At 44.4% G+C, this 15,993-nt stretch carries 9 protein-coding genes; 4 read left to right on the top strand and 5 right to left on the bottom strand.

Features of this window, described 5'->3' with window-relative positions; genetic code table 11:
* Positions 1-25: 25 nt before the first annotated feature.
* On the bottom strand, positions 26-2,851 hold the full coding sequence (locus BB427_RS16610) for a TonB-dependent receptor plug domain-containing protein (protein WP_069022009.1): 2,826 nt from the start codon (positions 2,849-2,851) through the stop codon (positions 26-28).
* Positions 2,852-3,339: 488 nt separating this feature from the next.
* Between BB427_RS16610 and katG the strand changes: the two genes are divergently transcribed.
* Both katG and BB427_RS16600 read left to right on the top strand, forming a co-directional pair.
* Positions 3,340-5,526 (top strand): catalase/peroxidase HPI, encoded by a 2,187-nt coding sequence (gene katG, locus BB427_RS16605; RefSeq protein WP_069022006.1) that lies wholly within the window; start codon positions 3,340-3,342, stop codon positions 5,524-5,526.
* 170 nt (positions 5,527-5,696) lie between these two features.
* A complete protein-coding gene (locus BB427_RS16600; protein ID WP_069022003.1) occupies positions 5,697-7,607 on the top strand; it encodes a S9 family peptidase in 1,911 nt (636 codons plus the stop codon).
* A 118-nt stretch (positions 7,608-7,725) separates the two neighbouring features.
* On the opposite strand, the gene BB427_RS16595 is transcribed toward BB427_RS16600, so the two are convergent.
* Positions 7,726-8,607 carry a LysR substrate-binding domain-containing protein gene (locus BB427_RS16595; protein ID WP_069022001.1) on the bottom strand — a complete coding sequence of 294 codons (882 nt, stop codon included), beginning with the start codon at positions 8,605-8,607 and terminating at the stop codon, positions 7,726-7,728.
* A gap of 112 nt (positions 8,608-8,719) precedes the next feature.
* On the opposite strand from BB427_RS16595, the gene BB427_RS16590 reads away from it, so the two are divergent.
* On the top strand, positions 8,720-9,025 hold the full coding sequence (locus BB427_RS16590; protein ID WP_010375339.1) for a hypothetical protein: 306 nt from the start codon (positions 8,720-8,722) through the stop codon (positions 9,023-9,025).
* 67 nt (positions 9,026-9,092) lie between these two features.
* Here BB427_RS16590 and lodB read toward each other — a convergent pair whose 3' ends face one another.
* Positions 9,093-10,223, bottom strand: coding sequence for a lysine-epsilon-oxidase maturase LodB (gene lodB / locus BB427_RS16585; RefSeq protein ID WP_254663656.1), 1,131 nt, complete (start codon positions 10,221-10,223; stop codon positions 9,093-9,095).
* A gap of 5 nt (positions 10,224-10,228) precedes the next feature.
* Positions 10,229-12,313 (bottom strand): CTQ-dependent lysine 6-oxidase LodA, encoded by a 2,085-nt coding sequence (lodA, locus tag BB427_RS16580; protein ID WP_069021995.1) that lies wholly within the window; start codon positions 12,311-12,313, stop codon positions 10,229-10,231.
* A 388-nt stretch (positions 12,314-12,701) separates the two neighbouring features.
* On the opposite strand from lodA, the gene BB427_RS16575 reads away from it, so the two are divergent.
* The gene (locus BB427_RS16575) at positions 12,702-14,393 is read left to right on the top strand and encodes a hemolysin D (protein ID WP_069021992.1); all 1,692 of its coding nucleotides are present in this window, start codon (positions 12,702-12,704) and stop codon (positions 14,391-14,393) included.
* A 335-nt stretch (positions 14,394-14,728) separates the two neighbouring features.
* Here the strand turns inward: BB427_RS16575 and BB427_RS16570 are convergent, their stop codons facing one another.
* Positions 14,729-15,970 (bottom strand): UPF0149 family protein, encoded by a 1,242-nt coding sequence (locus BB427_RS16570; RefSeq protein ID WP_069021990.1) that lies wholly within the window; start codon positions 15,968-15,970, stop codon positions 14,729-14,731.
* Positions 15,971-15,993: the final 23 nt, after the last annotated feature.

The following is a 15,993-nucleotide window of genomic DNA, read 5'->3' as shown; positions in this document are numbered from 1 at the left end:
ACTCTCACAGGGAAACAATGTGAAATTAAAACTCTGTCTTAAATCTTAGATAGTACTCACGACCCAGATATAAAGACGAATGAATGGGATCTGCGTTATTTCCATTACCCGTCGCAAAAGGCGGCGCTTCATCCAATAGATTGTTAACGCCCAGCGTGATTTGAGTATCAACAGAGTCTACATGGTAGGTTACTTGAGCATTATGTGTCAGCGTGCTATCAACGGTATTGGTAAAGTTAACGATTTGGTCGCCTTGTTTAACCGATATTTCTTCTATCATCGAATCGATGTAGTAACTTTGCCAACTTGCGCTAAAGTCGTCATGCTGCCAATTAAGTGCAAAGTTAACTCTGTGCTCAGGCACCGCCATCTGGCCATTAACGCGCTGTCCGGCTCTGTCTTTGGTTGCAAGGCCTGGTTCAATGACTTCATGTTTACTCACAAATGACCAGTTTAGTGCAGTACTCAAATCACCAAATGAAAACTGCCCGATGTCAAAACGAACTTCAGCGTCTACCCCTTGACGATTTAATGCATTGAGGTTTTCATTAAACACATCGACGCCGGTGATCACCCCCTGAAACTCACCAGATTGAACGCGATGAACAGAGTCGCAGTACAAACCATTATTCATACATTCACTCAATTTAGTCACCGCGCTAATGTTACCAATGGCATCTTTTAATTGGATGTCATAAAAATCTAAGGTGATTGAACCGTTAGTAAGCCAGCTCGGCTGATAAATTACCCCAAGTGTTTTGCTCGTCGCGGTTTCTGGTTCAAGTTCGGTGTTACCGCCAGTATTGGTTCTGATCTGTCCGATCGTTTCTCGGTAACTACCATCAGCGGGAACGCCTGTGCTAACACAGTTTTGGTTTGGATTTGCTACGGCACAAGGATCGTCGCCATTTTCAAAGCCAGGTAACCTTCCTTTATAAAGTTCCACCACATTAGGCGCTCTAAATGCTTGTGACCAAGTCCCTCTAAAACTCAACTGCTCATTCAACGCCCAAAATACGCCGACTTTTGAATTAGTGGTCGAACCAAACGTATCAAAGTCTGAATATCGAGTCGCGATATTTAACTCTAGGCTCTGCGCCCAGTCATGGTCTGATAACAGTGGCACGACGGCTTCTAGGTATGCTTCATTGAGCGAATATTCGCCGCCAGTTGGTCGACCTAACCCATCCGTGACTAAAATATTAATAGAAACGGCATCTGTTTGATTGCGTGCCTCAACCTTTTGATTTTCGATACCAAAAGACACACCGAGGTCGCCCGCAGGCAAACTCGCCACTACCCCACTTACATTCGCGCTGGCGATTTTAATCTGGTTATGACCTTGTTGGATCCCTGGCCAATCACCAGAGAGATAATTTAGCATGTCCTCGGAGATCTCAGAGTCGGTACCGGGTTGACCAAAGATATTAAGCGGCACACAGCCCTCAATTAGCGTATCCGGTGTAGCACCACAGCGCAGCACGCCTTGATCATCAAAATGGGTAGGACCAACCGCATTTTTAGCCGCTGGCCAATTGAATATGCCGGTTTTTAGTCGTTTGTTTGAGTTGCGACCAAAATTGTAGGCCAGCTCCCAGCTCCAATCTGCATTAAAATCACCAGAGAGCGCCATCACAATACGGTATTGGCTGTTTTCCACATGGTTCATACGGCCATTGGTTTCCACCATTCTGCGACGCCAGTCATTGATGGCATAAGGATTACCATCTTTGTCTTTCGGACCAAATTGTTGGTTGTAATAGTTATCAGGAGAGTAAGTGAAATCTAAATACCCACCCCAAACTGGAACTAATGGCTGAGGCGCACCATTGGTAGTGGATTTTCGATGTGAATAAAGCGCCTCGAAATTGAATACCACGTCATCCGAAAACTTCAAATTGCCAAGATCATACTCGCCAAACGCACTCATGCTATAGCGTTCAAAAGGCGTTTGTAGCAAGCTCGGCTCTTGGTAGTTGTATAAATCATTTTGTGCAAGTGACGCATCGGAGATAGTTTCACGCCACTTGCCGTATTCTGGGCCTCGGGTAACAAATATTTCGTTGCCGTTTTCATCCGTGACTTTTAGGTTACTCCATGGCATTGCGGAGCTACCGCCTTGGCCGTAACTGCCATCGGGATTAAGTGTTAAATCATAGCGGCTAAAGTCTCTGTCGCCAGCATACACTTCTTGTTTTTCATCGTAGCTGGCACTCACCATAAAACGCCCTTTATCACCAACAATCCCTGTTACGAGTTCCAAAGAAGTCGTATCAGCATCGCCTTCAGCGGATTGGCCAATGGAGCCACTGATCTCAAAAATATCGCCCGTTTGCCGAGTAATAATGTTTACGACACCAGACACCGCATCAGAGCCGTAAATAGAAGAGGCACCGTCCAATAAAATTTCAACACGTTCAATAATCGCAGTAGGAATAGCACTTAGGTCAACCGCAGCATCCGCGCCATTTCCCCCGTTTGGTAAGCGGCGGCCATTTAGCAAGACCAATGTGCGCTGTGCGCCTAAACCGCGTAAGTCAAAGTTTGTCACGCCCGACGTATTTTCATTTTGAGAAGCATTAGGTGCACTGGCGGAAACCGTTAGATTTTGCAGCATATCACCAATATTTTTAAACCCGGTTTGCTCAATATCCGCTCTAGATATTGTGGTTACCGCACCAGGTTTACTTAGGTTTGCCCGCGCGATACGCGACCCCGTCACCATGATCTTCTCAACAGGTTCCGACGCTGCTTCTTCAGCAAACACAGGGGCCGTCCACACCATAGCGCCCGAACCACACAAGCTGGCGATTGCCAACGCCAAAGTCGTTTTTTGTTTTGTTATTGTCATAACGGTTTCCTTTGTAACGTTCCAAGTTATAGTTAGACGCTGACGATAGAAAGTTTCTTATTATCACCACAGGGAATGAAATAGGTTATTTATTGCGCCTTTTTATACTGATAACACAATTAAATCGTTCCAACAAACATTTCCAGACGATTTGCGCAATATTTATTTACTTTTATTGAATATTCAAGCATCTAATAAAAAGTCATGTGATCAGTCAGATTTGGCGTGAACGCTTCCCAGAAAGTCACAAATGTCACCACTCTTTTAGCATTCAATATTGGACTTTAAGGTCACCTAAATCTGGTAAAAAGCACTTATCGGGACTACCTTTATCTGGTCTTTGCGATTTGATTTTTGTTCCTCTAAGCGTGTTTTGTTCGCGGCGTACAACTTGCCCGATGTACATATTGATCAAACTTCTGCAAAAACAAACTAAAAAGGTAATAGACCTTAGCAATCTTCCGTCATCGAACAAACAAGGATCTCCCATGGATAAGAAGCAAAACACACCATCGATTTGTCCTTTTGCACATGGTGCAAATACGTCGTCAGAGCATAGCGAGCACCAGTGGTGGCCAAATAGCCTGAACTTAGACATATTGCATCAGCACGATACGAAAACCGATCCGATGGATGCCAATTTTGATTACAAAAGCGCATTTAACAGCCTCGATTACCCCGCCCTGAAAAAAGATCTCGAGCAACTTATGACAGACTCGCAGCCATGGTGGCCCGCCGACTGGGGACACTATGGTGGGTTAATGATCAGAATGGCATGGCATGCTGCAGGCAGTTACCGTGTTGCGGATGGTCGCGGTGGCGCAAACACGGGGAATCAGCGCTTTGCTCCACTAAACAGCTGGCCGGACAACGGAAACTTAGATAAAGCGCGGCGTTTACTTTGGCCGATTAAAAGAAAGTATGGCAATCGTATTTCTTGGGCCGATTTAATCGTGCTGGCGGGCAATGTTGCTTATGAGTCGATGGGATTCAAAACCTTTGGCTTTGCCGGTGGCCGAGAAGATATCTGGCATCCAGAAAAAGACACCTACTGGGGCAGCGAAAAAGAGTGGCTGGCTCCCTCAAATAACCAAAACAGCCGTTATAGCGGCGAACGCGATTTAGAAAACCCGCTTGCCGCTGTGATGATGGGTCTTATCTACGTTAATCCTGAGGGCGTAGATGGTAATCCCGATCCGTTAAAAACAGCTGAAGATATGCGTGTTACCTTCGCTCGAATGGCAATGAACGATGAAGAAACGGTTGCGCTAACCGCTGGCGGACACACTGTGGGTAAAGCGCACGGAAATGGCAATGCCGATGAATTAGGCCCGGAGCCCGAAGGCGCGGGCTTGCATGAACAAGGTTTTGGTTGGATGAATCACAGCTCGCGTGGCATTGGCTCTGATGCGGTAACCAGTGGTATTGAAGGCGCTTGGACGACGAACCCAACTCAATGGGACAATGGCTACTTCTACTTGCTGTTCACATACGAATGGGAGCAGACCAAAAGCCCGGCGGGTGCATGGCAATGGCAGCCTATTAATATAAAAGAAGAAGATAAACCAGTTGATGCTGAAGACGCATCTAAACGCTGCATGCCGATGATGACAGATGCCGATATGGCACTGAAAATGGACCCTGCTTATCGTAAAATTTCAGAGAAGTTTTATGCCGACCCCGACTATTTTAACGATGTTTTTGCAAGAGCGTGGTTTAAGCTTACCCATCGCGACCTTGGCCCAAAAAGTCGTTATCTAGGCCCTGAAGTCCCTAACGAAGATCTACTTTGGCAAGACCCCGTCCCCAGCGTTAACTACACCCTAAACGACAGTGAAATTAGCGCACTCAAGCAACAAATTCTAGCAACCAATGTGACGCTTTCAGAATTAGTAGCCACCGCGTGGGATAGTGCTAGAACGTTTAGATATTCCGATTTTAGAGGGGGTGCAAATGGTGCAAGGATCCGCCTAGCCCCGCAAAAAGATTGGCTTGGAAATGAGCCGGAGCGTCTAGCGAAAGTACTTGCGGTATTGGAAGCCGTACAAAGTAATTTTACGCCTACCGTAAGCATGGCTGATCTAATCGTATTGGGTGGCTGCGCTGCCGTTGAACAAGCGGCTAAAAATGCCGGAGTATCAATTCAAGTGCCTTTTACCGCTGGACGAGGCGATGCCACAGACGAGCAAACCGACATTGAGTCATTTGATGTATTAGAGCCTGTACATGACGGTTTTCGCAATTGGCAAAAACAGCACTACAGCGTAAAACCAGAAGAAATGCTACTTGATAGAGCCCAACTGATGGGGCTCACTGCCAAGGAAATGACCGTACTGATCGGCGGAATGCGCGTGCTTGGCACCAATCACGGGCAAACATCGCATGGCGTATTTACCGATAACGTTGGCACTTTGAGTAATGACTTTTTCGTCAACTTGACCGATATGGCATATCGTTGGGAGCCAAGTGGAGAGAACCTATATGAGATAAAAACACGCGATACGAATACGGTTAAATGGACTGCGACTCGCGTTGATCTCGTCTTTGGTTCTAATTCTATTTTGCGCGCTTACGCCGAAGTGTACGCACAAGATGATAGCAAAGAGAAGTTTGTCCGTGATTTTGTTGAGGTATGGACCAAAGTAATGAATGCAGACCGGTTTGACCTAAAATAACCACTTAAAAAAACCTGGGATGTGATTATCCTTTACGCTGATTTTCAGCAGCAAAGACAATCACATCCTAACCACTACATTGGTTTACACAAAACCCTAGCCAGATGCTTGCCATTGTTTCCTATCGTTATATGCTAGAAATCAATAATAAAAATGAATGCAGGGAAATTATGTTTAAAAAATCACTCATTGCGTGCACCTTGCTCGCCACGCTCAGTGCATGTAACCAAACAACTCAACAAGTTGATCAGCCGCAAACTAACCAAGTTATCTCGGACTTTAAAACCTATTCAGCAGAAACTTTTTTTGATACCACAAATATTCAAGGCAGCGCGTTTCGCCCTGATGCACAGAAAATCTTGGTCACTTCTGACGAATCGGGAATATATAACCTCTATGAAGTTGACGTCAAAACCGGTGAAAGAGCACAAATAACAGATGCCACCGATTCAACCTACCCTATCGGATATTTTCCAAATGACCCCCGCATCTTATTCACGCGAGACAACGGTGGCAATGAGCGCTTTCATGTTTTTGTCCGTGACGAAAATGGTCACGTCAAAGATCTCACGCCAGGAGAAAAAGTGAGAGCAGGTTTTGTTGGTTTTACTAACGATAACAACGCCTTTTACGTGTTAAGCAATCAGCGTGACGAGCGCTTTATGGATCTATATCGCTTTGATGCTGCCACCTACGAAAGTGAACTTATTTATAAAAATGACAAGAATTTAAATGTCCAACAGGTGAGTGAAACCGACCGCTATCTTGCACTTATCAATGCGCAAGGTAATAAAGATAGCGATCTCTTCTTACTCGACTTACATAACCCCGACGCCCCTCTCGTTGAGATTTCAAACGTGGCGCACGAGGCAAACTTTTCCGCTTCAGCATTTTCTAAAGATGACAAATATTTATACTATGGCACCGATGCCCATGGTGAATTTTATCAAAATTGGCGCTATGAAATCGCGACGGGTAAACACACGCCGTACATAGAAAAAAACTGGGACGTGAGGTTCTTATATTTCTCCGATTCCAACCGCTATCGTGTTGTCGGTGTGAACGAAGACTCTAGCGTAAAAGTCACGATCACCGATCTTAAAACAGGCAAGGACATTAAACTACCTAAGCTCCCTGCAGGTAGTATCAACAGCGTTAACTTCTCCGATGACGAAAAGCTGATGGCTTTTTATTTAAATTCGGACACCTCGCCAAATAACTTGTACGTATGGCGTGTTGGCAGTGATGAAGTTAAGCAGTTGACCTCAACCTTGAGCGACAAAATCAATACCGAACATTTGGTCGAGAGCACCATCGCTCGCTTTAACAGTTTTGATGGTTTGGAGGTGCCAGGCGTACTCTACAAGCCAAAGCTGGCTAGTTCGACAAATAAAGTGCCCGCGCTCGTATTTGTTCACGGAGGTCCCGGAGGCCAAAGTATGACGGGTTATAGTGCACTTACTCAGCATTTGGTTAATCAAGGGTATGCGATTTTCGCCGTAAACAACCGAGGCAGCTCTGGCTATGGTAAAACCTTCTTCCACTTAGACGACAAACGTCATGGTGAGGATGATTTACAAGACATCGTTTGGAGTAAAAAATATCTACAACAGCTAGACTGGGTCGATGCTGACCGTATCGGCATAATGGGCGGAAGCTATGGTGGCTATATGACTGCAGCGGCACTGGCATTTGAGCCTGAAGAGTTCAAATTGGGGATCAATATCTTTGGTGTGACTAACTGGGTAAGAACCCTTGAGTCTATTCCACCATGGTGGGAAGCATATAGGAAGTCTCTATATGATGAGTTAGGCGATCCGGCTACAGATAAGGAGCGTTTGCATCGTATCTCACCACTTTTCCATGCCAAAAATATCATTAAGCCATTGATGGTTGTGCAAGGTGCAAACGATCCTCGTGTACTTCAAGTAGAGAGTGATGAATTGGTCGAAGCCGTTCGTTCAAACAATGTGCCTGTCAAATATGTGTTATTTGACGATGAAGGGCATGGATTTTCGAAAAAGGAAAACCGTATTGAGGCCTCTCAAGCCTATCTCGACTTTCTTAAAAAGCACCTTTAACAAATAGGCTGCTGGATCCGAGTATCTAACTTCTGGTTATTTAGCTCGGATCCGAACTGCTTACTTATAGTCCCCTGTGCGCAAAAATACATCGTGAGATAAGGCTAAATAGTATAGCTCAGCACGCGCTAAGCTCGGCAACTATCCAATCCCGAAACGCCTTTAATTTAGGCCACTCAAAGTGACGCTCAGGTGCGACCAAGAAATAGCGATATTCACACAACCATGCAAAGTCGGGATAGATTTCTAACTGGCCAAGCTCTAAAGATTGATTCACCAAACGTCGACGTAACAAAGAAAACCCCTGCCCAGCCACTGTTGCCTGCTGCACCAATGCCGCATTATCAATTTTGAGATTACTGAATGTATGACCACTTAAACCCAATTGCTTGTTTAGCTCAAGCCACGCATGTTCATTATCTCTACCTTCGTCATAAATAAAATTGAGCTTTGATAGCTGCGCTCGCAGCGGTTTGTTTGGGTCAATTAATCCAGGGCGGTAGGCAAGAACTAACTCATCCTCCGCGATGAGTTCGCTTTTCAGTCCCGGATAGTTACCAAATCCAAAGCGGATCCCAATATCGATATCGTCGTGGTTAAAATCGGCGAGTTGCTCGGTTGGATCAATACGCAGCTGGAAGTCTGGTAATGCTTTGTTGAAGCTCGCCAATCTAGGCAAAAGCCAACAAGTAGCAAATGAAGGCAAAACCGACAAGTTAATGGTGTTTGGGTTAGGATCTGATTTTAACGTCGATAGACCCATTTCTATTTGCCCAAAGGCCTTGTGTAAGTAAGGCAACAAGTCTTGCCCTTGCTGAGTTAGTAATACCTTTCTTGTTTGTCGTTCAAATAACATACAACCAAGCTGTTGCTCAAGGGTTCTTATCTGTTGACTCACGGCAGCTTGAGTCACAAATAAGGCTTCCGCCGCCTGCTTAAAACTGCCTAATTCCGCCGCCGTTTTAAAATACCAAAGTCCTTTGAGTGGAGGTGATTTCATTCGCCATCTTACTTAATTAAAACTTAACTATAGGTCAGAATTTCTAGTTTGTCAGTTTTATGAATGCACACAATACTTAGCAGTGAAATCAGAGACGGAAGGAGTCTTTATCATGAAATACGCAATTATTCTTGCATTTCCTCTAGCAGCACTCGCATCAACATCCGAGCAGGTACAAACTGAAAAGGTATTTACTGATGCGGGATACCCCTACAAAAACTTAATCATGAAGGCCGAAAAAGTGGAGCTTGTTTATTCAGAAGAGCAAAACAAAACGACCTGTCGAGTTAAAGTCTATAGCGGTGATGTACTTCATGAAGGGGAGCCTATGGAGATATCGGCTAAAACGTTTTCAACCGATCCCGTCAAGGGCTGTCTTGCCCGACAAAACGCCAAACACATTTTAAGTTTGCTTTAATATAAGCAACCCGAAATCAGAATAACAACTTGTGCGCTAGCAGTTGTTATTCTTCTGTTAGTTTCAGTTAAGCAACCTGATTGATAAGTTGCTGCCGCTTGAACCAAAAAGGCGCGTCACACCAACGTTTTTCCTTATTATAAAACTGTTGCTTTAGCGCTAAATACTGATCAAACTGATGTGCTAAGTCTTGTTGATATACTTTGCTGCTATGCATGAATGCATGAGATGTTTTGGTATTGCCGATAATGGCTGCCGCTTGGCACCCCGATGTCATGGCAAACCCTAATCCCATAGAAGAAATAGGGTCAAACGCACAAGCCGCATCCCCCACAGGTAAATAATTTTTGAGATGAGCAAAACTGCTAAAATGACTCCCGGCGGGTCGGATCCATAGGTTTTCGTCGACCATCTTTGCATCCACTACCCGCCGTGACATATATTTACTGCTACCTAAGTGCGCTTGCCACTGCGTCAGACGATTTAGGCGCTGCTTTGAGAGCAATTCAAAATCACTGAAATACGTTACAACTAACATATCGTTAGAAAGCGCCGCACTGTACCACCAGCCAAATTCATCGCTTTCAATTAATTGCAGTTGTTCAAGCGCCCCCCGCTTTACTTTAAAGAAGGCACCAACCCCAGTTAGTCTGTCATATTGCTGAACTGCCGCTCCTAGAGATTTGCCAATAGGCGAATTACGCCCTGACGCATCAACTAGATACTTGCAAACAATGGTAAACTGACCATAGTCAGGATGACACACCACCACTGAGTAACAACCGTCTTGTAACTGAGTAATTGCTTTGCTTTTAGTGCGCGGGAATACCGTACCACCGCGCTGGATAGTGCTTTCGAGCAAGGTTAGATCAAATATCTCGCGATTAATTTGATAGGTTGCTCTGTCTGGTGCAAAAATCGCGTGACGATTAGCGGATTGCTCACTTCCCCAAAATGCACTATTACCTTGAGTTGAAGTAAAACAGTGCGGACCGAAATCCGCTCTGCCTATCTGCAAATAGTCCAATACCGAAAACACACTTGCAGATACACTTTCGCCAATTCTTAATTTTTGTAAATCAGACTGCTCGATTAAAATGACTGATAGGTCTGTGTGATTGAGCAAGTTTAATGCGGTGCTAGCCCCTGCAGGGCCAGCACCAATTACTAGCACATCACATTCGTGAGTACCATTCATATCCATTACCGTCTTGTTCGAGTACCACTGCGAGGCACTTTTTTCGCAGCTCGTTTTTGCGTAATTGGCTTCGCCATTTTTTCTTCAAGCCCTTTTAATATTGCTTTGGCCTTAGAGCACCCGCAAGACAAGTGGCTTTTAAGGTCATCAGGAATATAAAACACCGGAATATCGGTTCCGTCGTCTTGGCAATTATTCGTAATATCGGAGACAGGCACATCTTTATACGCAAACAATTGGTGATTACGTTCGATTTCCGTGAAGTAAGGGAAATTCGGTTCATCACTATTTTGATTGCGGATAAAACCAAGTGCCGACCAATGCTCAACCATTTGCACAAAACTATTGATACCACGTGCATAGTTGACTTGCTGGCCTGCAGGCAGATGGGTAAGTGATTGATCATCAAATTGATTCGTCAATACATCCCAAGGGCTTTGTGGTGGCCACCAGTAACTATAGTAAGTTGGGGCTGCTGGCACCATTTGCGGATCGTCTTCCGTGCCGACGTTCACTTTATTCACCGTTGGCTCGGTAAAGTTCACATTTTGAATAGTACAGTTGAAAAAGTCTGCTTGCCACGGGCATGCCATGCGCTTGGTTAAATCTCCAGGCTGACAACCACCACCTTCGCACTCATCACGCTCAGCATCCAAGCCGCTCGGAAAGCCATTACCCATACTTTGATCTTTGATGATATAAGGCGCCGCGTACACAGCTGGATTTTGTAAACTCCAAGTGACTTCTATCCCTGGACACATAGGTAAGCCAACGCAATTACCCACGCTACCTTGATCCGCATAAAATACGCCAAACTCATCGACTGCGCTCTTTGGCGTTGAAGGTTTAACACTTGAAAAGTTACCTGCAGCCCACTGACTCAGTAAGAAATATTGAGTCTGCGTTAACGTTAAAAACTTATCGACAATATTGTCTTCAGCGTTGCTCACCGAGTTACTGCCAGAGTTCATTGGCATCAGTGGTAAATTACCCTCAATACCATACTCGAAGAGTTGCTGATTGGTTTGCTCGTTTGGCGGAGTTTGCTGCACTGTGGCTGGGTCAACTGGCTGCCTAAAGTACTTAAAGTAAGCCTGACGATTGGCTTTGTTATCTTCAGAATTGTCTTTAAAATCAAAAATATTGGAAACAAATGCCGACATAGATTGGACATTTGATACCCACTGATAACGGCTAATACGCTGGATAATCGGCTCAATATCTTGGTAATAATTTGCCTGATAAGAAGACTGATATTCACCATTGCTGTATAGCTCAGGACATAAGTTTTGTTCACGCACCGCAACGTCAAACATAGTATCACTGAGGTTGGAGATATTAACGATTTCCGGTGCAAAATCCGGAGAGCCAACAATTACCCAAGCAGAGAGCTGCAAGGTTTTACCATCGTCAAACGTAACCGTGCAATACACAGTCCCGTCCGCAATATCATCATGCCACGTGTCCGCACCACCGTAAGATTCAAGAGGCAGGTTACCACCCGCATTCCCTTTACCGCCAAGTACCACTAGGCGGCCTTCGTTATCGGTTAAAATATCTCCGAGCGACTTTATTTCAGTGCCTTGGCACGGTTTAGGAGGGAAACTAACCGGATATCCTGCAGGCGCACTGGCGGCGTCAAATTCAGCTTTTGCATTTGCGCCAGATATCGTTCTTGGACCTGGATCAATAATTAGGCTTCGACGATCCGTTGCATCCGCATTACGCCAAGGCGTGTTGCGATTGCTATAACTATTATCTTGACCATAAAGTAAGTTGCCTTGTAGTTCATTAAACTCATACCATGCCGCCTTTTTATTCGCGACGTGTACGGTCCAACTAATTGATTTAACGTTATCGCTCGATAACGTTAGCTCATTGTTATTTTCGTCAATGATTTTAAAGGGTTGGCCCTGCCTGCGGATCCGGCCTTCTGCATCTTTAAACTGACTAACAGGGCTGTCTATCTTATTGCCCCATTCATCGGATTCAAATGGTAAACCGCCTATTTTGTCTGGTGCTAAATAAAACTGACCATCGCTATTACCGAGTCTTGCGACACCGACAGAGGGGTGAAGTGAATAGTTCATATTTATATCCTTTAGATATAGTAACCACGGCACAAAACAACACACTTGTTAACAAAAAACACTTAAGTATGCGCTAACTTTCGCTTAAATTGAGTCCCAGCTAAGTAGAGTAACTGTAGCACCAGCAAGAAAATGTGCATATTTCACTTCATTACAGAACATATAACATGAACAAAATAACCATCAACCACATGATATTAAATGAAAAATATTTTCATCATTTTTAAACCATGTAAGAACCTAACACTCAAAAAAACAAATCAGGTGATTAGAAAACTTATTCGTTACAAACAAAAATTAATTGAAACATTTATTTCACAAACTATAATCCTTGTCCCTCAGTTGAGTAAAAACATTATTTTTTGCTTTTAGTTTTCAAGGAGTAGATATGAAAATAAAGCCTCTCACATTTGCACTAGGACTTGCATTAAGCAGCACAGTTCAAGCGTTCACCCAATTTGGTGGACAAGGGATCATGCCCATGGGACATGAATGGTTAACCCGCACCGCAGCACTCGAAGTGCTGGATGCCGAACATATTATCGAACCAGATCCCAACGACCCCAGACACGCTTGGCGCTATGGTCTGGCAAAGAACACCGCGCTACATACCGCACAAGATGAAATTACTCGACTTCAGTCCCAGTTAAACAACAACCCGCTCTATGAACCAAGATACGACAGTGTGAATTCCGCCATTGTCGGTGAACGTTGGGTTGATATTGCTGGATTTAACGTCACCAACGCCAGTACCGATCCTACCGGCCCAAACTGCTTTAGCGCAGTCTCGCAAGAACCGGCTGACATTCAGCTAGATCACTTTATGCGCCGCTATGATGATATTGCAGGCCAAGGTGGTGTAGATGCAGCTTATCGCGCGCAAAAACGCTTTGTTCAACATTTTATTGATGCAGCCATGGCTGAGGAAAAGCGCCTCAAAGTATGGGATGGTGGTGGCCACGCCGCACTTGCGGAAGTAGATCATAATTACTTTTTATTTGGCCGTGCCGTTCACCTATTTCAAGACTCATTTAGTCCAGAGCATACGGTAAGGCTCCCACAAGATAACTACGAAAAGGTTTGGCAAGTAAAAGCTTACCTTTGCTCTGAGGGTGCCGAGCAGCATTCGCACGACACCAAAGATGTGCTTAACTTCAACAGTGGCGATGTGATTTGGCAGGCGAATACACGCTTAGAGTCTGGTTGGCAGTCTTATCGTATTAGTAGCATGAAACCGGTTGCGATTGTCGCGCTGGAGGCCAGTAAAGATCTCTGGGCTGCGTTTATTCGCACAATGGCAATACCAAAGGCACAAAGACGTAGCGTAGCGGAGCAAGAAGCACAGCGACTAGTACAAAACTGGTTGTCGTTTGACGAGGCCGCTATGCTGGCTTGGTATGAGGACGAAAGTAAACGTGACCATACTTATGTACTTGCCCCTAATGAGTCAGGAAAAGGGAAGTCGCTTGAAGCCTGTATGGTGGAGCTAAATGTAGGCACAACGAACCAAGCCGAGCGTGTTGCACAGCTAGATGCAGAACGAAACCAATGTCTTTTTAATATCGAAGCCGAACCTGGTTTTGAAGATCTTAACGACCCACACTTAGATATTCCCTACAACTGGCGCTGGAAATCTCTAACCTGGCAAACGCCACCAAGCGGCTGGACATATCCGCAGTTAAGTGCAGATACGGGTACACAAATCACGATAAAGTCGCCGGTAAATAACCAGTATTTAGCAGCACAGACCCTGAGCAATCACACCCGAATTACCTTTAGCCCAACTGAGCCTCTCAATTTAATTCAGGTAACCAATGCACAGGGTCAGCACTATTTTAGAGCCACTCAGGCCCCTTCACTTTTTTTAAGTTACAGCAGCAAAAGCGCAGGCTATCTCAAACTCGTAGGCTCCCCTAAACAAGCACTCTACTCGTTGATTTATCAAGGTGGTGTGTGGAATATCAAAAATCAATTTTGGCAGCAATATATTTGGTTTAACCAAGCGCAAAACCAACCTGAGTTAAATCGCCATGGCGAACCGGACCAGTTATCCGCTAAGTGGATGATTGAAGGCATATAACTTAACACAACCCCCAACCAGCAGGCCCTATCTAATTTAGGGCCTTTTCCTAAATAACCTGAGCTGCGGATAATTAATGCCTTTCTAGCAGCCAGTTTTAGCGCTAACTGCGTTGAATTCACTTCCAATAGCCAGCTATTGGTGCGTAAATTCGCCTTGCCTACAGGATGTAGGTACCTTAGCGAGAGCAGGACGCGGAAGCGGTGTTTTCCCTAAAACTTGCTGGCTAAACAAGGAAAAAACTAAGTTGTGCTTTAGCAACAATGAGTTGGAACATTCCTTATCCAAACCTCAGGTTAAATAGACTCACTCAGCAAGCCTGAAACAAAGTACAATTAACTTTTCTTACGCAGCCAAAACAGGCTTCCTTCAACGCTTAACCAGGCTTTTTTTCCACCAAAATCTATATAACTTAAGACTTCTTCTTTTGAACCCAATGTGTAGCCATATATCTCTTTTTGTTTGGTCTTTTCTTGACCTGTAAGCATCTTGATAAAGTGCTTATTGTACCCTTTGATTGTTGCTTTTAGCTCATTCAAGGCTTTGCTCTCGCCATCCTGCGCAAAACGCATCAACGCCTCTGCAGATAGCATAAAAATACTCTCTTCTTCATATTCATCGAGGCAAGCTTGTAGTTTATCCCACTGTTTTAAGATCACTAAACCGTTCACATACAGGTATCGACAGGCCTGATTGTCGTTAGGATTAAGTCGCAGCAGCACGTCTAACTCATCAACCGCCTCTTGTACTCTGTCTGCCCAAAAGTAAATCCACGCTTTATGGTAACGAATAAACATATAAGGTCTGGTTTCGTGGATAAGCCAAAAATTGCCTTGATTTTCCTCAATATAATCAGGCGTAATAAAGTCTTGTTCTTCATTATGAATAAACTGGTCAAGTAAAGGGATTGAATCGATGTGAGTCAATTTGAGTAAGTTCTCTATCAGTGAGTTTCTTATCTCTTCTTGTTCTTCATCAAAATCTTCTTCAAATTCAAACGCTCCGAACTCGTTGTCTAATTCAGGATCCCAAATTAAAGTATCCCCTAACTCCATAATCGCGCCTGCCAAATAACGCTTTACGTCATGAGCCTCTCGCTCAAAAGGCATCATAGGCTCAGCGTGTGAAAACGCCTCCTTTGCTGCATCTAAGCTAGTAAACCCGGTGAGCTGTTGTTGTAATTCACTTACCGCACCTTTCTGCTCTAGTGACAAGTTCTCAAAAGATACTTTATCCAACGCCTTAAGCAGACCAAAACAAAAGCTCGGTAACGGAGCCCCCTTTGCTAATGATGCAGCAAAGTCTTGCTTAGAGAGCGCACACTCTTTTGGCAACTTATAAGTTTTTCCATCCAAGCTTGAAACGCACTGCTCATGCAAATCCATTAAGGCCTCTAACTGAGCACGGTAAATAACCGTGTAATCACCAAAGAGCTCAGGCAACCACTCGTGTACTTCAGCAATATCATTAATGGCAACTTTGCCAATCAAATAGCCTTCAACAAAATAATAATCCGGTTGATGCTGAGTATCTTGAGAAAAGGCATTAACTGCTTTGCGTAACGCACTTGGAGTCATATTGAATATTCCTTTAATAATTG

Source organism: Pseudoalteromonas sp. BMB, assembly GCF_001709235.1.
GTDB lineage: Bacteria > Pseudomonadota > Gammaproteobacteria > Enterobacterales > Alteromonadaceae > Pseudoalteromonas > Pseudoalteromonas maricaloris.
The sequence above is the reverse complement of the archived record's forward strand: the minus strand, read 5'-3'. Positions and strand labels throughout refer to the sequence as shown.